The organism is Modicisalibacter tunisiensis (assembly GCF_020148005.1).
In the GTDB taxonomy this organism is placed as follows: domain Bacteria; phylum Pseudomonadota; class Gammaproteobacteria; order Pseudomonadales; family Halomonadaceae; genus Modicisalibacter; species Modicisalibacter tunisiensis.
Genome location: NZ_JAGXFD010000001.1, coordinates 322,526 through 341,467, shown reverse-complemented (window position 1 = coordinate 341,467; position 18,942 = coordinate 322,526). Strand labels below are relative to the sequence as shown.

Below are 18,942 nucleotides of genomic sequence, written 5' to 3'. Positions count from 1 at the left end.
TTGAACCGCGGCTCAACATGCTCATTTACCGGCATGTAAACTCCGCTGTCTCGCCGCGATTCGCCTCGCCTGAGCATCGCTCGAAAGATTCTCGAATGGGGCGTCCCGTTCGCAAGACACCGTTGTCCAGCGGCGCTGACCAGGCGCCGTTGCTTATTTTAGAGAGCACCCGATGACCGACATTCACGCCCACAAGATCCTGATCCTCGACTTCGGCTCCCAGTACACCCAGCTGATCGCCCGTCGCGTGCGCGAGATCGGCGTCTACTCCGAGGTTCGCGCCTTCGACATCACCGAAGACGAGATCCGCGAGTACAACCCCAACGGCATCATCCTCTCCGGCGGGCCGGAGTCGGTCTCCGAGCTGGGCTCGCCGCGCGCGCCCGAGTGCGTGTTCGAGCTGGGCCTGCCGGTGCTGGGCATCTGCTACGGCATGCAGACCATGGCCGAACAGCTGGGCGGCGCCACCGAAGGCTCCAACAAGCGCGAGTTCGGCTACGCGCAGATCAAGGTGGCGGGCGATGACGACCTGCTCGGCGGCATCAAGGATCACGTCGACCACGACGGCAGCGCGCTGCTCGACGTGTGGATGAGCCACGGCGACAAGGTTGCCCGGGCGCCCGAGGCGTTCAACGTCACCGCCTCCACGCCGAGCTGCCCGATCGCCGCCATGACCTGGCCCGAGAAGCGCTTCTACGGCGTGCAGTTCCACCCCGAGGTGACCCACACCCTGCAGGGCCAGCGCATCCTCGAGCGCTTCGTGCTGGAGATCTGCCAGGCCGAGCGGCTTTGGACCCCGGCGCAGATCATCGAGGACCTGTCCGAGCGCGTGCGCGAGCAGGTCGGCGACCGCCACGTGCTGCTGGGCCTCTCTGGCGGCGTGGACTCCTCGGTGGTCGCGGCGCTGCTGCACAAGGCGATCGGCGACCAGCTGACCTGCGTGTTCGTCGACAACGGCCTGCTGCGCAGGGACGAGGGCGACCACGTGATGGAAACCTTCGCCCGCCACATGGGCGTGCGGGTGATTCGCGTCGATGCCGAGGACGAATTCCTCGGCAAACTCAAGGACGTCCACGACCCCGAGGCCAAGCGCAAGATCATCGGCAACACCTTCATCGACGTGTTCGACCGCGAGGCGGCGAAAATCGACGGTGTGGACTTCCTCGCCCAGGGCACCATCTACCCGGACGTGATCGAATCCGCCGCCAGCAAGACCGGCAAGGCCCACGTCATCAAGTCGCACCACAACGTTGGCGGCCTGCCCGAGACCATGAAGCTCAAGCTGGTCGAGCCGCTGCGCGAGCTGTTCAAGGACGAAGTGCGCAAGCTCGGCCTGGAACTCGGCCTGCCCTACGACATGGTCTACCGCCACCCCTTCCCGGGGCCGGGCCTGGGCGTGCGCATCCTCGGCGAGGTGAAGAAGGAATACGCCGACATCCTCCGCGAGGCCGACGCCATCTTCATCGAGGAACTGCACAACGCCGACTGGTACCACAAGACCAGCCAGGCCTTCGCCGTGTTCCTGCCGGTGAAGTCCGTTGGTGTGGTTGGCGACGGCCGCCGCTACGAATGGGTCATCGCCCTACGCGCCGTGGAAACCATCGACTTCATGACCGCCCGCTGGGCCCACCTGCCGTACGAGCTGCTGGAGAAGGTCTCCAACCGGATCATCAACGAGATCAGCGGCGTATCGCGCGTGACCTACGATGTGAGCAGCAAGCCGCCCGCGACGATCGAGTGGGAGTGAAGCGATTTTCAAAGCCCCGCAGTAGCGGGGCTTGTGTGGCAGAATGTCATTAGAAGCAGCTATTTGTGTGGGTACCGGTTAAACCATAGAGCCTCTATGACAGACTGAGTTAGGCTTTGTACGAAAACTACCTGCGCTTGGTAATACGGCATTAAAAGTCGGCTCAAAGTGCTCATTTACACCCCATAAGCTCCGCTTTTTCGACGATATTTTCCTTGCCTTCGTTCTCCGACTTTTCGTATAAGCCCTAGAAGTCACCTCTCACTATGGCGCTAAATATAAAGTTAATTATCGGCTAGAAGGTGATCTTCTAAATTTTCATTTGGTACAGCCTCTTGGTTTTCAGTTAACCATTCTAAAGTAAGTATGGGAGCGGAACGCATGCGTTCTTTTGCCTGAGAGGTGGAGACGTCAATCTCATTGAAACGACCCTCAAGTTTTCGTAGATGAGCATAGCAACCGATGTCGATTGCGAAGGCTTGAAAAGTCCCTGCTTGAGATTTATGAGTTAAAGCTGACCCGCAATTGTGGATAATTCTATAATCAAGAAGTCTATAGATTAGTCCGCGTATTTGATCATTTCTCTTGAGAAGTTCTTCGCTAATGTTAAAAATATTTGTTTTTCGCTCAAGGCAAAATTCACGTATTAGATAGATTCCTTTTAAAAGACCCTCTTGTTCCTGATCTTGCGAATCTTGCTTTAATTCTTCTATCCTTCTTTCAAAGTTGGAACGGCTGCTTATTCTTACGTCATCTTTTCCGATTTTACCGTCTCCTTGACTGACAGACGGCAGGATCTCTAAAAAGAGAGACATAACATCTCGTGGAACACCGCCGCCAGCCATCACAAGCCTTGAAAATCCTTGCCCTTTGAATAGTTCTGAAATTTCCTTTGTTGACATTTTTGCTATCTTTCCAAATCCCTCAAGAATAGCAAGGTTTCGGCGACGTGTTTTTTCAAAGTTACCAAAGTCGTAGTCAATACTTACAGGCTGAAAATCGTGGCGCTCTTGAGCTCCAAAAGGCTGTCCGTCTCTATCTACATACAATGTGCTTGCATGTCTTAAAGTAGCCACTTTGAAGAAAAGTGGTAAATCTTTGCATAATCGATGTACATAATCTATAACAAATGCTTGGTGTACACGATCTAGATGATAAAGGTCATCGATTTGGATGAAAACAAATTTCACTTTGCTCGATATTTCAAAAAACTCTCTTATTTTCCGCTTATAACCAGGGAGGTTTTTGTCGAGCTCTTTAAGTTTTGATTGATGTTCTTGAAATGCCTGCTCTACACGAATTGAAGCGGCTGACGATTTATCCGCTCTGATGCCTAGATTTAGCCCGGAGTGCTTAGCGGTCATTGAGCTTGAAATAGTGGAGCCATTTTCTCTGTTCTCCTCTACTTTGATGGTTTTGTTTGTTTCGTCTGGTCTCTCCTTGATATCGTCTATATCAGAAATTACTTCCTGAAGTATCTGCCGAAGTCGTTTTTTCTTTCCAAACCAACCTGTGCAGTTTTGCTGTAGCTCGAAGAAAACAGACTCTAAAATCTCTAGCAAGACATCTGGGAAGCTGTGTCTTTTGAAATCCTCACAATTCAGGTATATTGTACGTATTTCATCAGAAGCTTGTTCAGCAGACTTGAACATCAGGAGAGTTTTTCCACAACCCCTGCGTGCAAATATTGCATGATTTTGCTTGGCCCGTAGATCAAAAATTAGGGAGTCGGTGTCTACATAAGTCACAGAATCGCTGTGCCTTTGGATTCGCAAGTTTTCTGTAATTACTTCTCGTAGTTTAAGTATTTTGTCAGCCATTTTTTTCCTAGTGATTGTTGTGGGGTTTTATCAATCAACATGAATATTGCATGTGATAGCTTTTACCTTTTTCACGAAGCCTGGCGGCTAACAGAGGATAACTTCTATAGGCGATTCGATCATCCGGGACCCTACAACTATCCGGCAGGCGACAGGATATGATGAACGTTAAGACAGAACGAGTAACGAGGAAGATTTGATCCTCTGATTTCCTATCGCTCACGACTTGACCGAATGGCCTTGGCCAGTCGGTCAAGTGCATCCCGTTTGCGTATCTCGCATTCCCATATTACAAGAACAGTCCATCCCGACGCTTCCAGCTCGGCGCGATTGCGCTCGTCACGCTCGACGTTGCGAGTTAGCTTCCGTGACCAATACTCCGTGTTGGTCTGAGGACGAGACGCAGCGGCGCAGTTGGGGTGCTGATGCCAAAAGCAGCCATGCACGAAAACCACAGTGCGGTATTTCGGGAATACCAAATCAGGCGAGCCAGGCAGGCGCCGGTCATGCAGGAGGTAACGCAGTCCTGCTGCATGAAGGAAGCGCCGCACAGTCAATTCTGGCTTTGTGTCGCGAGAGCGAACAGCTCGCATTGTGCGGCTGCGTTGCTCCGGCGTCTCCTTCATGCTATTTGGACCTTATTGCTTAAATTCGATTTTCAAGCTCGGGTCTGTTTCGAAGTTTTCGACAATTTCATTATATCGAGTTACAACGTCCCCGACCGCTGTGCGTCGCCCTTCGGCTGCGAACCTGCCCAACTCGTACAAGTTGAGAGCTACGAACTGTTCAACCTCAAACACGTCTATACGATCACCTAACCCAGCATTCTCAGCCAAGACTTCTGCGGCTGAAACGCCTCGTGATGTAGTGACAATAATCGGTCGGTGACCGTCATCGATATTGTCGCGGCACCGACCAATAACGGCTTCACCCGGAGCTGTTGTAACGTGCAATGCGACATCTCCGATAAAGAAATCACCGGCGCGCCCTGACTGTGCGTCCGAAGTGGAAAAGCTATTATGCTCAAAGTTGCCTATTCCCAGAGCGCAATCAAGCTTGGCTCCCACCAGGTGTTGTAGCACCGCTCCGGCGTACTGCATCCCTGGGGCATTGCGCTGGCGTTCCTCAGCCTGAACGATCATGTCGCGAACCAAAGTACGCAAGCTACGCGAAGCATCAAGGCGTATCTTAAATGGCTTGGCCGAAAAGAACTCATGAACACGCTGAATCCAAAATGCTTCGATCCTGAATTCAATCAATAAGCGCAGCACCTGCGGTATCCAGGGCTCCTGAGTATTCTCCCAGGAACACCTGTGCCGGTGTCAGATAGCCGAGCCGTTTTCGTGGACGGTCATTCAGTTTTCTGACCACCCTGCGCAGCTCGGCATCGGTGACCTGACGGAAGTCCGTTCCCTTGGGGAAGTACTGCCGTATCAGGCCATTCGTGTTCTCATTGGTCCCCCGCTGACCGGAGCAGTAGGCATCACAGAAGTACGTCGCTGCTGTCACTGCCTTGGCCACGGCTTCGTGGTCGGCGAATTCCGAGCCATTGTCCAGCGTGATGGTCTGGACAGCGCCCCGGCGAGGCTTCAGCAGGCGGATCATGGCGGCTTTCGTCAGCTTCGCTGAAATTTTCGGCAGCCGCGCCGCCAGCAGATAGCCGCTGCGGCGCTCAACCAGCGTGACTAAGCCCGATTGTTTGTGGCCCTGGATCACGGTGTCGCCCTCCCAGTGGCCGATGAAGCGCCGGTCATTGACCGCCGTTGGACGGTGTTCGATTCCCACGCGGTTGGGGATCTTGCCGAGCCCTGCGCTCTTGGCCTGGGCACGGTGCTTGCTGCGACGCTTGGGCTGACGGAGGTATTGCCAGAGATCACCACCACGGGCCTTGTCATCCCAGATCAAGGAGTAGATCCATTGGTGACTCACGCCTATGCCGACCAAGGGCGCCATGAAGCCGCTGATCTGCTCCGGGCTCCACTCCTCACGCAGCCGGTCGGCAACGGCGGTGATCATGCTGGGCAAGCGCTTCGTCCACTTCCAGGCGGTGCGCCGCCGGTGATCACTACGGGCCTGGGCCTGTTCGGGGTCGTAGCCGCTGGCAGTGGCGTTGCGGCGCAGCTCACGGCTGATTGTGCTGCTGTGGATGCTCAGTTCCCTGCCGATCTGGCGCTGGCTGATGCCCAAGTCATAGCGGGCGTGGATCTGGTATCGTTGGGTCTGGGTCAGCTGTCGGTATCCCATGCTCTGCTTCACTTTGGTCGGTAAAGCAGGGAGGGTACCGGCGCTGGCCCTCCTCCCTCCACCGTGCGGTCCAAAGTGCTGCGGTTATTCTATGAATCCAGGATTACATCGAGATCAACCTGTTTCATTTCGGCCTGTGCATTAAGGAAGGCGACGTACTCGCGCATATTGTCGATACTTCCTCGACTGGTGCGACCACCTTCCGCTGCGAGCACTCGGGTAATATCATGCCGTTTGAGAACTGCTTGCACTGCTCCTTTGCCTAGGCCAAGTACTTGGCCTCCCTTTTCAGTCAGCAGTTTGTCGGGATCGAGTGGCAGCCCCATTTTTCGGGCGTGCTGGGTAACGACAAGGGCAACGCAGAGTGGGCCTTTACGGGTGAACTTGCGTTCTTTGTTAAATGCTATTAACGCTTCTTGTAAATCACTAGCCATTATGCTGCCGCCTTTTTCTTTTCATCGCGTACGGCTGCAAGCAATGGTTCCAGGAGGTGCTCTGCAAGGAAACGCACTACAGGGACCGCTACCCCGTCACCTGCGAGGTGGTATGCCTCATTGTAGTTCTTTGGCAGTTGGTAAGTATCCGGTAGCCCCATTAAGCGGGCGGCTTCACGCGGAGATAGTAGGCGTGAGCGAACGCGTTTCCCATCCACCACCATAATAGTTTGGCGGCTAGAACCACCGCTAGGCGTGCGAAGACATCCGGCTACATCGTCGAATCGAATTTCGGCGCGTTGCATTTTTTCACCGTTCGGCCCGTCGGACCGGGTGCGCCTGTATATAGTGCCGACCATTCGCCGCCCGGCGTTTTTGGCTGCTTCGACTTTGGCTAAGTTGACGGGGCTCATCATGCCAAGCAGGCGCTTGGTGTCTGCGGCTGTATGCCATTTGACCCTTAAAGGCTTATCTTCAACCAGGTCAGCGAAGATCGATGTGCGTGTATTAGGTGAAGGAAGGTTCCACCATGTCCAGGACTTTTGCGAGCTTTGGGACAGCTTGCCAAATGCTTCGACTAATGCCGATGAATGCCATGTGTCTCCCGGCCCGTCAGCGCGCAGTTCAGAGGGCAACGGAACAGATGCCTTTCTCGCACCGATGATAAATAGACGTGGACGCGATTGGGGGACGAAGTGGACTGCATTCATGACCAGAGCGCCGACGCGATAACCGCCGCGAGAGAGAGCTGAGCAGATTGCGGCAAAATCCTTCCCGCCATGAGAGCTGAGCGCTCCGCAGACGTTTTCAAGAACGATTAAATGAGGCGCACGTTCCTCTTCTTCCAGGCGCATCATGAGCTTCCAGAACGGCCAGAAGGTGCCAGAGCGATCGCCTTTAACCCGGCTCATTCATGAGACCGACCTGAAAACGAAGATGGCGAGTGGTTTTCTCTTGTAGAATCAGGATGTTCCTGGCAGAACACGATTCAAGAGGACCACTCGCCATGGGTGAAACCCTAACGACCTGGTCGCCCTCGTGCAACGGCTCTGTCCGTGTCGAGCTCGATGGCCAGCGCACCACCAGCGACAGCGGCGCTCTGTTGCTGCGTGAAGCCCTCGACAACAGCGGCGTGATCGAGGCGCTGGAAGACAATCTGGTCGATCGGCGCCACCCGCTGCGTATCCGCCATTCGCTGGCCAGCCAGCTGCGCACCTTGGTGCTGCAGCGCGCGATGGGATGGATCGACCTCAGCGATACCGACACACTGCGCCGTGACCCGCTCTGGCAGTTGGCCTGCAGCGATGCTCGCGGCATGACGCCTTTGGCGCAGGAGCGGCCGTCTCAAGCCACATTGTCACGGCTGCTGACCTGCCTCGGGCGTAACGACAACATTGATGCCGTGCACGAAGGCCTGCTGCGACTGGTGGTCTGGCGTCTGACCTCACTGAAGAATGGTGAACGGCCCGAACAGTTGACCCTGGATATCGATGGCCTGCCGATCGAGGTTCATGGCTATCAGGGTGGCTCGGCGTTTCATGGTCTTTACGGTGCACGGATCTACTCGCCGCTGGTCGCCTCGTTGGCCGAGACCGGCGACATGGTGGGCGGCCTGTTGCGCGAGGGCAACGCCGGCCCGGCCGAGAATGCCGATACCTGGATTCCACACCTGGTACGCCGGCTCAACGAGAGCCTCGGGGCCAGAGTTCGGGTGCGCATCGATGCGGGCTTCACCGACAACGACACGCTGGAAGCCCTGGAAGATCGCGGCATCGAGTATCTGGGCCGACTGCGCAGTCACTCGGGGCTTCAGAAGCTGGCGGCGCCGTACCTGAAGCGGCCGCGAGGCCGGCCACCCGAACAGCCTCGGGAGTGGTGCCACGACCTGGAGTACCAAGCCGGTTCCTGGCCGGCGCCACGGCGCGTGGTGCTGGTGGTGCAGGAACGCCCCGATGATCTGCTGCTGCATGCTTTCTTCCTGGTCACCAACCTCGGCAAGTTCGCCTGGCCGCCTGAGAAGGTCCTGGCGCTCTACCGCAAGCGCGGCAGTGCCGAGGCCCACATGGGCGAGGTGAAGTCCGCGCTCGACGTACACCTCTCATCGACGGATCGGGGCGCTTCCACCGTCCAGGACGTGATGGCCCGCAACGAGGTGAGCCTGCTGCTGAATCTCTACGCCTACCAGGTCCTGCATGGGCTGCGGCGCTTACTGGAGAGTCGGACACACCAAGGGTGGAGCCTGAGCCGGATGCGCGAGCAGGTGCTCAAGGTCGCCGCCACACTATCGCTGCACGCCAGGCGCATCACCGTTCACCTTGGTGACGCTGCCGACAAATGGTGGCCTACCTTGCTGAAGGGGCTGCCGAGACTGACCGTGCTGAGCTGACGCCCCAGCGAGACCACTTCAGCACCTGGAATCGAGCGACCGCAGCAGCGGCCGGCGGTCACGGCTGCTTTGACGGCGGCGATTGATTCTATGCTGTTATATAAAGCGGGAAGAGAAACAGCCTTCAGGCATAAATCAGTGGGCTCTGACGCCGGAGATACCGATCATGATGAGAGCTGCCTCTGGCCAGCAGCTTCAGACCGCCCGATCAGAGCCCTCGTGAATGAGGCGGGGACACCGGTCTTTCGGTGAATTCAATATATGCACAGGCTCAGAATGACACATCAAATACCAGCGGCACGATAGTGTAGAGAGCCATCATGATCACCAGTAGCCCAATGACGTTGAGCCAGATACCTGCGCGAATCATATTGCGTATAGGCAGGTCTCCAGTCGCGAAGGCAACCGCGTTGGAAGGCGTCGCCACCGGAAGCATGAAGGCGCAGCTGACAGCGAAGGTCACCACGATGGTCATCAGGAAAGGATCGATGCCCAAGCCTTCTGCAATGGCACCCATGATAGGAAAGAATGCCGCGGCCGTGGCGGTATTGCTGGTCAGCTCGGTGAGCAGAATAATCACCAGAGCGGTTACCGCCAGCACCAGAATTGGCGGAAGTCCAGCCAGACTCGAGACGCTTTCACCGATCCATGCGCTCAACCCGGTAGCGGTAAACTGAGCCGAAAGGGTCAACCCTCCGCCAAAAAGAATCAGCACACCCCATGGCACATTGCGGGTAGATGACCATTCCAGCAAGGTCCCCTGCCCCTTCGAGGCGGGGATCACGAACATCAGAATGGCCGCCAGGATAGCGATGCTGGTGTCATTGATCCGAGAGAGCCAGGGAAAGACTGCGTGTACAGCATCAATCTTGGCAAGCAGTGGCACGAATACCCAGAAGAACACCGCACTGGCAAAGACCATCAGAACCCGTTTTTCTTCTACTGAGAGCCGCCCCATGCCCTGCAGCTCCCGCTCTATCATGACGCGTCCCCCAGGAATATCATCAACCTCCGCACGAAAGACAATCTTGTTCAGCACGAACCACGCCAGAATCAGCATGGCAGTGGAGAACGGTACCCCCATGAGCATCCAGTGGCCGAAACCGATGGACAGGCCATGGGCATCCTCCATGTAGGCATTCATGAGAGCCATCGGTGGCTGACCAATCAAGGTGGCCATGGAGCCGATGGTGATAGCGTAGGCGATCCCGAGCAACACTGCGGCGGAGAACTTCGGGGTGTCATCACCATTATCCAGCGACTTCACCAAGGCAATGATTGAGCCGCCGATTGGAACCATGATCACCGCGGTGGCGGTGTTGCTGACCCACATGGTGATGAACCAGCTGGCAAACATCAGCCCGAAGACGATCTGCGCCGGCCTGGTACCCACCGCCAGTATGGTCAGCAACGCAAAGCGACGATGCAGATCCCAGCGCTGAGCTGCCAGGCCAAGCATGACACCGCCCAGAACGAGAAAGACGATACTGTGGGCATAGGGTGAAGCCGTGGCACCTACCGATGCGATGCCAAAGAAAGGAAAGAGCACCAGGGGCAGTAGCGAAGTGGCCGGAATGGGAATTGCTTCGGTAATCCACCAGGTAGCCATGAGCATGGCGATTCCCGCCACGATACGTGCATTGGCTGCCAGAGATTCCGGCAGCAGGAAAAAAACAACCAGACCGGCAATCAGGCCAGCAATCAGTGACAAAGGTTTGAAATCGACAGCCTCCGTATACGGCGGCTTTTCGGATACGGCACTAGCTTGCGACATGAAATTCACCCGGCAGCAAAGAGGTAACTGCTGATTTTCGCGAGAGAGCCACCTAACAACCAATACCCAAAAGGTTTCAATCCATACCCAAAACAATGCCTACGTAACTACCGACTATCGCTCCACCTCTTGTAAAGCATGCCCTGCACCAAAATGACGTTCCTGGGCAATCAGGCCAGCCCGGGCGCCACTGAACGAAACAGCTGACTGCCAGGACGAGCCTCCATAGCCCGCATGCCGTTTCACTCCTGAAATATCCGGGACGTTCAAGACTCATACTTTATGATATTATACTTATGTTCAATTAACTAATGATAATTAACATCCGCTTACGTCACAGGGCTGGAGATTACCGGACCCAATCTATTTGATGCCGCACCCAGCAGATAACAAATAACCATATTCATATTTTGAATAAATCAATACCCTTAAGGAACCAAACAATACCTTAAAGGTATTTTTCGACAAGGGTGTTTCTTGCAATATCTTGTCTATCGGACAACAAAATTTACTGAAGGGACAGATAATGATTTCAAACAAAACCCAGAATTTCTCGAACTCCCGCGCCATTAAAACCTGTGCATTCACCACGCTGATTGCGACATTCAGCATGGCCCATGCCAGCGAAAAACTGGATGTCGCCAGCGCCTATTCAACTCAGAACATTTTTGGCCAAAGCGCCGAAAACATATCAAAACGCCTTGATGACATTTCAGGTGGTGATTTCCAGTTTACAGTACATGACCCCGGCGACCTTGTACCCCCTTTCGAAATTTTCAGTTCCGTATCATCTGGAGCCATCCCGGCGGGCTGGACCAGTATCGCTTACCTTTCTGGCACCTTGCCGATCGCCAACCTCTATGGTGCGCTTCCCTTCAGCCCATCTGCCGACGCCGTGTTCTCATGGACAACGGCTGGCGAGGGTAGCAAGCTGCTTCAAAAGGCTCTCGATCCTTATAATGTCAAATTTCTTGCCTGCTCCTACCTGCCCCAGGAGCCCGGCGGCTGGTTCAACAAGGAAATTAACAGTACCGATGACTTGAAGGGGTTATCGATGCGCATTTCCGGACTGGGTGCCAAGGTTCTGAACCAATTCGGTGCTTCCACCCAGTTGATTCCCGGCAATGAAGTCTATCTGTCTCTGGAGCGTGGGCGTGTCGACGCTGCCGAATTCTCGATCCCGCAGGTCGACCATGCCATGGGACTCGATGAGATCGCCAAATACTATTACTTCCCCGGCTGGCAGCAAGGTGCTGGATGGCTGGCTCTGCTGATCAACCAGAGCGTGTGGGATGGTTACAGCGATGCCAGGCGCGCACAGATTACCACTGCATGTCAGGCCAACATCCAGAAGGAGGCCGATGAGGTCATCCCGGCTCAGGTCGATACCATCCGTGAGCTCAAGAAAAATGGTGTCGAGATCCGCCGTTTCCCCGATGACGTCTTGCAAGCTCTGCATGGCGCGTGGGTCGACGTACGCGACGAGGAAATGGCCAGCAGTCCAGCATTCGCCGAAGCCTACAACTCCTTGATGAAGCATGCCGAGAAGATGCAGCAATGGCATGACCTGCAGGCATTGGGCGACGTCACGAAGGAGCAAGGACAATAACCATGGCATACGCCCCTCTTGCGCCCTGGCGCAGTCGAGGCGGCACGGCATGCGAGGCCCTGGCCCGACCGCTGGTCGGGCTGGGGCTGTGGGTGGGCCGCGTCACCAGCTGGCTGGTGCTGCTGGTGATGCTGGCCGTGCTCACCACCGTGACCCTCAACGCCCTGGGCATCAACGAGATCGCCGCATGGCAGACCGATGTGCCGCTGTTCGGCAAGGCCCTGACCATCAACAGCATCACCGAGCTGCAGTGGCACCTGTTCGGGATTCTCACCCTGTTCGGCGGCACCTACGCCCTGCACCACGACACCCATGTGCGCGTCGACCTCGTCTACCACCGGCTGTCGCCGCGCGGCCGGGCGATCATCGACATCCTCGGCCACGTGATCTTCCTGATTCCGTTCTGCCTGCTGGTGGCCTGGCTGTCCAAGCACTTCGTGACGATGGCGTATCTCTCCGGCGAGCATTCCAACTACGGCGGGCTCACCGACCGCTACCTGATCAAGGCGATCCTGCCCATCAGCCTGGTGTTCCTGGCCCTCGGGGCCCTGGGGCAGGTGCTGCACAACCTCGCCGGGCTGTTCGATCCGGTCCATCTGGCCGCCGATCACCACGACGAGGAGGCGCCGCATGGCTGAATTTTTGAGCGAATACGCGCTGGCACTGGCGATGATCGTCACCCTGCTGGCGGGGATCTTCACCGGCTATCCCGTCGCCTTCCTGCTCGGCGGGCTGGGCATCGTCTTCTCGTTCATCGGCGGGGTGCCGCTGCCCTTCCTGGGCACGGTCAGCTCGCGGATCTTCGGCGGGGTGGTCGAGAACTGGCTGATGATCGCCATTCCGCTGTTCGTGTTCATGGGGCTGATGCTCGAGCGTTCCGGGGTCGCGCGGCGCCTGCTGCTGACCCTGCAGCGGCTGTTCGGGCGCACCCACGGCGGGCTGGCGGTCTCGGTGGCGATGCTGGGCATCGTCATGGCCGCCAGCACCGGGATCATCGGTGCCTCGGTGGTGATGCTGGGCCTGCTGGCGCTGCCGGTGATGCTCAAGCAGGGCTACCGCGCCGAGATGGCCTGCGGGGTGATCGCCGCCTCGGGCACCCTGGGCATCCTGATCCCGCCGTCGATCATGCTGGTGCTGATGGGCTCGATCCTGCAGGTCTCGGTGGGGGCGCTGTTCAAGGCCGCGCTGCTGCCCGGGCTGCTGCTGGGCGGGCTGTACATCGCCTACCTGCTGATCACCGCGCGGCTCAAGCCCGACTGGGCGCCGCTGGTCGACCGGGACTCCGCGGACGCCGACACCACGCCGCTGCCCTTGGCACTGTTGCGCGACCTGCTGGGGCCGGTGGCGCTGATCGTCGCCGTGCTCGGCTCGATCATGGCCGGCATCGCCACGCCCACCGAGGCGGCGGCGATCGGCGCGGGCGGCAGCCTGCTGCTGGCGCTGGTCATGCGCAGCCTGGACTGGGCGACCCTGCGCGAGGCGGTGCGCGAGACCTCGCGGACCTCGGCGATGATCCTGTTCGTGGTGATCGGCGCGACCTGCTTCTCGGTGATCTTCAAGCGCCTGGGCGGCGCCTACATGATCGAGGACCTGATCACCGGCACCGGCCTCGGCCCCTATGGCCTGATGCTGCTGATCATGGGCCTGATCTTCGTGCTCGGCTTCTTCCTCGAGTGGATCGAGATCAGCTTCGTGGTGCTGCCGCTGGTCGCGCCGGTGATCGAGTCGCTGGACTTCGGCTATGGCCTCTCCGGCCAGGGCCTGCTGGTGTGGTTCGCCATCCTGGTGGCGATCAACCTGCAGACCAGCTTCCTGACGCCGCCGTTCGGCTATGCGCTGTTCTACCTCAAGGGCATCACCGAGGGGCAGATCGGCATCGGCACCATCTACCGCTCGATCATTCCCTTCGTACTGCTGCAGCTCGCCGGGCTGATTCTGTGCATGGTCTTTCCGGCGCTGGTGCTGTGGCTGCCGGGGCTGGCCCCCTGACGCGCCATACCTTTCATCCAATGAAAAATTTCACAACATGGAGAAAACCATGGAATTCCAATTAAAATCTCCTGAAAGAACCGCCCTGCTTGTTATCGACATGGAGAACGACTTCGTTCATCCAGAGGCTCCAATGTGTGTGCCCATGGCCACCGATGCCGTACCCAACATCAGAAAGTTAATCGACAAATGCCGGGAAAGCGGTGCAGCGGTAATTTACACAACTCACGTACACGGGAGAGGCCGTGGAGACATGGGGCTGATGTCCAGCTTCTGGCCGCCCATCAATGACCAGGAGGCACTGGTAGACAACACACCGGGAATTGAAATATATCCTGACCTGGAACCCCAGGATGGTGAGCTCGTCATCAAGAAGCACCGCTATAGCGCCTTCTACAACACGGACCTCGAGATTCAATTGAGAAACAGGGGCATTGATACCCTTATCATTACGGGGACCGTGACAAACATGTGCTGCGAGTCGACGGCTCGCGATGCCCAGTTCAGAGATTACAAGGTAATCTTTGTATCCGATGCCACAGGAACAATGGACCATCCGGACCTTGGGGCAGGAGCCATGAGCGCCGAAGAAGTTCAAAAAGCAACCTTGACCAGCTTATCCTTTTGTATCGCTGAAGTGGCCAGCACAGGAGACGTTCTCGAGAGGCTGAATACGCTCTCTTGAAGGCACTCCCATCCAGAACCGGGAAGCATCGAGATGTCTCCACGGGGATGGCTGGATGATATGCTGAAGTGGTCCAATTGGAGCGGACGCCCCGATACGCTTAATGATGGAGGCGATGGGGTGTTCGCCGCCTACGTAACCCAAAAAGACTCGACGTCAGTTTTTCGAAAATTCATCGTTCGAACATCCTGCTAAAAAGGCTCGGCCATCTGCCGCTGAGTCAGCCATACCGTCTCGCGCCCTTCGTCCAGACGCACCTCGACCGCCTTCTCGGCATCTTCAAAAATCAGGATCTGTCGTTGTTCGCTCATGTGGGCCTGGTCAAAATGTGTTCACCACCAGCAGACCATAGCACGGTCGCTCGAACGATTTGATCTTGCCCAGCAATCGTGGACACTGCTCCGAGCGATCATTCGAGCTTCGCAGGCCTCAGGGCTACCTTGAGACTATGAATCCAGGAAAGAAGCTCTCGGCACCGGCGTTGTCGTAGCAGTTGCCCTTGCCACGCATGCCGCACGTGAGAGCGTGACGGGTTAGCCGCGGCAGGCAGAGGATCGAGCCGTACTGGCTGCCACGGCCGGTGTGCACGTTTACCCCTTGGGGCAACTTCCGGTGCCACAAGGCCATCTGGAGGGCGTCACAGACCCGGTAATGCCGCCGCGTGCAGGCCCAGGAACCCGTTACGGAAACAACGCCTTTCCATCGCCATTATCCTGGAAAAATACTCGGCACTATCCCCATAAAACAGGATTAACATCTTAATTATCAGCACCTAGCCGATTTTTTGGAAAGTGTTGATAAACTCGCTGGTTTGACAGGCTCCGCCCCGCGGCGAAGCTATCTACAACTATCGGCAGGGAGACTTTCATGGCTCGCAATATCATCGTTCTGGGTGCCGGCATGGTCGGCGTATCCGTGGCCTGGCACCTGGTGCGTCGCGGCCATGACGTCACGCTGGTGGACCGCCGCGAGCCGGGGCTCGAGACCTCCTTCGGCAATGCCGGCATCATCCAGCGCGAGGCCGTGCGCCCCTACGCCTTCCCCAAGGATATCGGCACCCTGCTGCGGGTGCTGCCCAACCGCCAGGTGGACATCCGCTATCGCCCCACCGGCATGATGAGCGCGGCAGGCCCGCTGCTGGACTACTGGCTGAACTCGAGCGGTGAGCGCTACGCGCGCATCGTGCGCGAGTGGGCCTCGCTGATCATGCGCTGCCAGGAGGCCCACGCCCCGATGATCGAAGCCGCCGGCGCCGAGGCACTGGTGCGCAAGGGCGGCTGGCTGGAGCTTTACCGCACCCGCAAGGAGTTCGAGGAACGCCAGCAAGTCGCCCAGGAGAATCACGAGCGCTTCGGGGTCGAGTACGAGGTGCTGGATGCCGAGGCGCTCTACGCCAAGGAGCCGCATCTGGGCAAGGGGCTGATCGGGGCGATCCACTGGACACAGCCCTGGATGGTCTCGGACCCCGGCGGCCTGGTGCAGGCCTACGCCCGCAGTTTTGCCGAACAGGGCGGCCAGGTGAAGCAGGCCAGCGTCGAGGACGTGCTCCAGGTGGAGGGCGGCTGGCAGGTCAAGACCAGCGAGGGGGATCTGGAGGCGGAGGAAGTCGTGGTGGCCATGGGCCCCTGGACCGGCGAACTGCTGGCGAGGCTGGGCATGAAAGTGCCGCTGTTCGTGAAACGCGGCTATCACATGCACTACTCCGCCGAAAACGAGGCCAAGCTCAACCACTGGGTGATGGACGCCGAGAAGGGATTTCTGCTCGAACCGATGCGTGCCGGGATTCGCCTGACCACCGGCGCCGAGCTGGCCGACCTGAACTCGCCGCCCCAGTACAAGCAGCTGGCCGCCGCCGAGAAGGTGGCACGCAAGCTGTTCCCGCTGGGCAAGCGTCGCGACAGCCAGCCCTGGAAAGGCGCCCGCCCCTGCCTGCCCGACATGAAACCGGTGATCGGCCCGGCCCCCGACAAGGCAGGGCTATGGCTCGCCTTCGGCCACGGCCATCAGGGCTTTACCTTGGGCCCGGCCACCGGCGAACTGCTCGCCCAGATGATGGATGGCGAAGCGCCCGCGGTGGATATGGCCCCGTTCCGCGTCGATCGTTTCTGAAGCAGAGGTCACGACGAATGCGGGCGCCCTTGAGGCGCCCGCTTCACATAACAGTAGGGCTCCGCACAGGGATACCCGCGACTCCCCTGCCCCTTGGCACCCTTCGTCGCGGCAAAGAGCTCAACAAGCTGGTACGTTGTCAAAACCAGTGACGAGTTACGACACCTTGGGTTTATCCGCCTGTAGATCGGCTAACGGCCAAAAGCGGACGTTCAGCCAAAATTAGATATAACGCCGCGCTTTGCGGCAAATTTGGAGCGCAGCGATAAACTTGTCCGACAACAGCGCTTTGTTAGCTTTGATTATGAAGCACGATAAATCTTGCACGTTCATATAGTTCATCAAAGGTTATTATTTCTGGATTTGATATATTTTTTCTTAGCAGCTCGAACGACCTAAGCTTATCTTTGTTGACGCCATTCTCTGTTGAGAATTCAGCCATACTACCGATCACAAGATAGGATTTGGGTTGGTAATTATATATTTCCTCTCCGGTAGGATTGCCGAACTTATCGTCTAAACTGATCTTACTTGAAAGGTTTTCAACGGCTGACGCTACTGTTCCCTGCACTTGAGATATTGCACCGGCCAACTCCTTTGATGGTGCCCAGCATCCTGACCTATAAGGTTTGGAGTCAAGTAGCTCAGTCGCGTGAGTTTTAATTTCGACAAAGCAGAGATTAGATACAATACCTTTGGTCTTCATGAGAGCATCAACACGCTTACCATGCGTGCTAACACTATGTCCCTGAACAATCTGTTCTAACTTCTTGTCATCTAGGCTAGATAGAAATATGTAGCCAAGACCATATCCGAAGACCCATGGGTTCTTTTCGAAATACTTCTGCCAAAGCCCCTCATTAGTAGTTCTCTTCCTCTCTTTAAGGTCGTTGAAGTATTCAGAATCATTTAGTAGCTTTTCATACACATCAAGCTGTTTCTTTCGATACCCAACAGCGACGATGTCTTCAGTTGTAACCTCGGAGCGAAGAACTTCGGCAAAAAGCTCTTGATTCTCATGAAGAATACTTTTTGCTTGGCTATTCGATAGGACTATTCTATTCAGCTCTTCGTCTTTAATATTTATCCGAGACGAACTACCGAGATTAACTGATTGAATATTCCGAATGAATTCAAGCAGCTTACCAATTTCCTCACCAACAAACGAAAAACGTAACTATTCAGGTGGCTGCGGATGGCATGTCGCCAACCACCTGATTTTTTTGGCATAGTGTGCCTGATCCTTCGGCACGTCTATGCGGTGACATGACCATCAGCGATATCAACGTCGACGAGGCCCTGGAACGGGTCCGGCAGCAGCTCAAGGAAGACCACACGGTCTCGCCTTCCTTGCGTGCTGCCATCGACGTGCTGATGCTGCTGGTCAAGCTGATGGCCGACCGACTGGCCACCAGCAGCCGCAACAGCAGCAAGCCGCCGTCACAAGACCCCAACCGCCAACGCCGTTCCCGGGCCAAGGGCGAGCGTCGCCCTGGCGGGCAACCGGGTCACGAAGGCAAGACGCTGGCGCCGGTCACCGATCCCGACGAGATCGTGTCGTTGCGCGTCGATCGCCGCACCTTGCCCAAAGGGCGCACCTATCGCTCGGTCGGCATCGAAACGCGCCAGGTGCAAGACATCGTGATCCAGGCCGTCGTCACCGAGTATCGCGCCGAGGTGCTGGAGGACGATCTCGGGCGGCGCCATGTGGCGCCGTTTCCCGACGGCGTGACCCGCCCGATCCAGTATGGCCCACGTCTCAAGGCGCATGTCGTCTATCTCTCGCAGTATCAGTTGCTGCCCTATGCCCGCATCCAGGCGCTGCTGGCCTCACAGTGCGATCTATCGCTGAGCACCGGCACGCTGTTCGCCTTCAATCAAGAGGCCTATCAGCGCGCCGAGGCGTTTGCCGAGTGGGCGATCCCGGCGCTGAGGCAAGCCGCGACCGTGCATGCCGACGAGACCGGGATGCAGGTCGGCGGCAAGCGCTACTGGCTGCACAGCGCCTCGAATGACGCCCTGACCTACTTGGCGCCTCACGCCAAGCGAGGTCAGGAGGCCATGGATGCCATCGGCATCCTGCCCTATGTCCAGGGGGTGCTGGTGCATGATCACTGGAAGCCTTACTACCGCTACGCGGATTGC

The 18,942-nt window shown here is 57.1% G+C and carries 16 protein-coding genes and 1 pseudogene; 8 read left to right on the top strand and 9 right to left on the bottom strand.

Annotated elements, in window-relative coordinates; translation table 11 throughout:
* Positions 1-172 precede the first annotated feature (172 nt).
* Entirely contained in the window at positions 173-1,747 is a 1,575-nt protein-coding gene (gene guaA, locus KGQ91_RS01570; RefSeq protein ID WP_224420098.1) for a glutamine-hydrolyzing GMP synthase, read from the top strand.
* A 284-nt stretch (positions 1,748-2,031) separates the two neighbouring features.
* Here the strand turns inward: guaA and KGQ91_RS01565 are convergent, their stop codons facing one another.
* From KGQ91_RS01565 to KGQ91_RS01540, 6 genes are all read right to left on the bottom strand, one after another.
* A complete protein-coding gene (locus KGQ91_RS01565; protein ID WP_224420097.1) occupies positions 2,032-3,567 on the bottom strand; it encodes a P-loop NTPase family protein in 1,536 nt (511 codons plus the stop codon).
* A 212-nt stretch (positions 3,568-3,779) separates the two neighbouring features.
* On the bottom strand, positions 3,780-4,193 hold the full coding sequence (locus tag KGQ91_RS01560; RefSeq protein WP_224420096.1) for a very short patch repair endonuclease: 414 nt from the start codon (positions 4,191-4,193) through the stop codon (positions 3,780-3,782).
* A gap of 12 nt (positions 4,194-4,205) precedes the next feature.
* Positions 4,206-4,838 carry a DUF4928 family protein gene (locus KGQ91_RS01555; RefSeq protein ID WP_224420095.1) on the bottom strand — a complete coding sequence of 211 codons (633 nt, stop codon included), beginning with the start codon at positions 4,836-4,838 and terminating at the stop codon, positions 4,206-4,208.
* A complete protein-coding gene (locus KGQ91_RS01550; protein WP_224414865.1) occupies positions 4,819-5,811 on the bottom strand; it encodes an IS30 family transposase in 993 nt (330 codons plus the stop codon). Before KGQ91_RS01550 ends, KGQ91_RS01555 begins: the two co-directional genes overlap by 20 nt.
* 89 nt (positions 5,812-5,900) lie before the next feature.
* A complete protein-coding gene (locus KGQ91_RS01545; RefSeq protein ID WP_224420094.1) occupies positions 5,901-6,245 on the bottom strand; it encodes a DUF4928 family protein in 345 nt (114 codons plus the stop codon).
* Complete coding sequence (locus KGQ91_RS01540) at positions 6,245-7,156, bottom strand: DNA cytosine methyltransferase (protein ID WP_338140523.1); 912 nt, start codon at positions 7,154-7,156, stop codon at positions 6,245-6,247. The genes KGQ91_RS01545 and KGQ91_RS01540 overlap by 1 nt, the downstream gene beginning before the upstream one ends.
* A gap of 56 nt (positions 7,157-7,212) precedes the next feature.
* On the opposite strand from KGQ91_RS01540, the gene KGQ91_RS01535 reads away from it, so the two are divergent.
* Complete coding sequence (locus tag KGQ91_RS01535; RefSeq protein ID WP_224414883.1) at positions 7,213-8,631, top strand: IS1380 family transposase; 1,419 nt, start codon at positions 7,213-7,215, stop codon at positions 8,629-8,631.
* 271 nt (positions 8,632-8,902) lie between these two features.
* Here the strand turns inward: KGQ91_RS01535 and KGQ91_RS01530 are convergent, their stop codons facing one another.
* Positions 8,903-10,405 carry a DASS family sodium-coupled anion symporter gene (locus tag KGQ91_RS01530; RefSeq protein WP_224420092.1) on the bottom strand — a complete coding sequence of 501 codons (1,503 nt, stop codon included), beginning with the start codon at positions 10,403-10,405 and terminating at the stop codon, positions 8,903-8,905.
* A gap of 526 nt (positions 10,406-10,931) precedes the next feature.
* Between KGQ91_RS01530 and KGQ91_RS01525 the strand changes: the two genes are divergently transcribed.
* The 4 genes from KGQ91_RS01525 to KGQ91_RS01510 are packed head-to-tail and all read left to right on the top strand — an operon-like array spanning position 10,932 to position 14,688.
* Entirely contained in the window at positions 10,932-12,014 is a 1,083-nt protein-coding gene (locus KGQ91_RS01525; protein WP_224420091.1) for a TRAP transporter substrate-binding protein, read from the top strand.
* A gap of 2 nt (positions 12,015-12,016) precedes the next feature.
* Positions 12,017-12,652 carry a TRAP transporter small permease subunit gene (locus KGQ91_RS01520; protein ID WP_224420090.1) on the top strand — a complete coding sequence of 212 codons (636 nt, stop codon included), beginning with the start codon at positions 12,017-12,019 and terminating at the stop codon, positions 12,650-12,652.
* Positions 12,645-14,003 carry a TRAP transporter large permease gene (locus tag KGQ91_RS01515; RefSeq protein ID WP_224420089.1) on the top strand — a complete coding sequence of 453 codons (1,359 nt, stop codon included), beginning with the start codon at positions 12,645-12,647 and terminating at the stop codon, positions 14,001-14,003. Before KGQ91_RS01520 ends, KGQ91_RS01515 begins: the two co-directional genes overlap by 8 nt.
* A gap of 49 nt (positions 14,004-14,052) precedes the next feature.
* Positions 14,053-14,688, top strand: a complete 636-nt coding sequence (locus KGQ91_RS01510; protein ID WP_224420088.1) for an isochorismatase family protein — start codon at positions 14,053-14,055, stop codon at positions 14,686-14,688.
* A 459-nt stretch (positions 14,689-15,147) separates the two neighbouring features.
* Here KGQ91_RS01510 and KGQ91_RS01505 read toward each other — a convergent pair.
* Positions 15,148-15,330 (bottom strand): annotated as a pseudogene (locus KGQ91_RS01505) (IS3 family transposase); the annotation flags it as partial.
* Between the two features lie 225 nt (positions 15,331-15,555).
* On the opposite strand from KGQ91_RS01505, the gene KGQ91_RS01500 reads away from it, so the two are divergent.
* Positions 15,556-16,797, top strand: a complete 1,242-nt coding sequence (locus KGQ91_RS01500) for an NAD(P)/FAD-dependent oxidoreductase (RefSeq protein ID WP_224420087.1) — start codon at positions 15,556-15,558, stop codon at positions 16,795-16,797.
* Between the two features lie 292 nt (positions 16,798-17,089).
* On the opposite strand, the gene KGQ91_RS01495 is transcribed toward KGQ91_RS01500, so the two are convergent.
* Entirely contained in the window at positions 17,090-17,725 is a 636-nt protein-coding gene (locus KGQ91_RS01495; protein WP_224420086.1) for a Shedu immune nuclease family protein, read from the bottom strand.
* A 338-nt stretch (positions 17,726-18,063) separates the two neighbouring features.
* Here KGQ91_RS01495 and KGQ91_RS01490 point away from each other — a divergent pair.
* Positions 18,064-18,942, top strand: an 879-nt coding sequence (locus KGQ91_RS01490; RefSeq protein ID WP_224420085.1) for an IS66 family transposase, incomplete at its 3' end; no start/stop codon positions are given.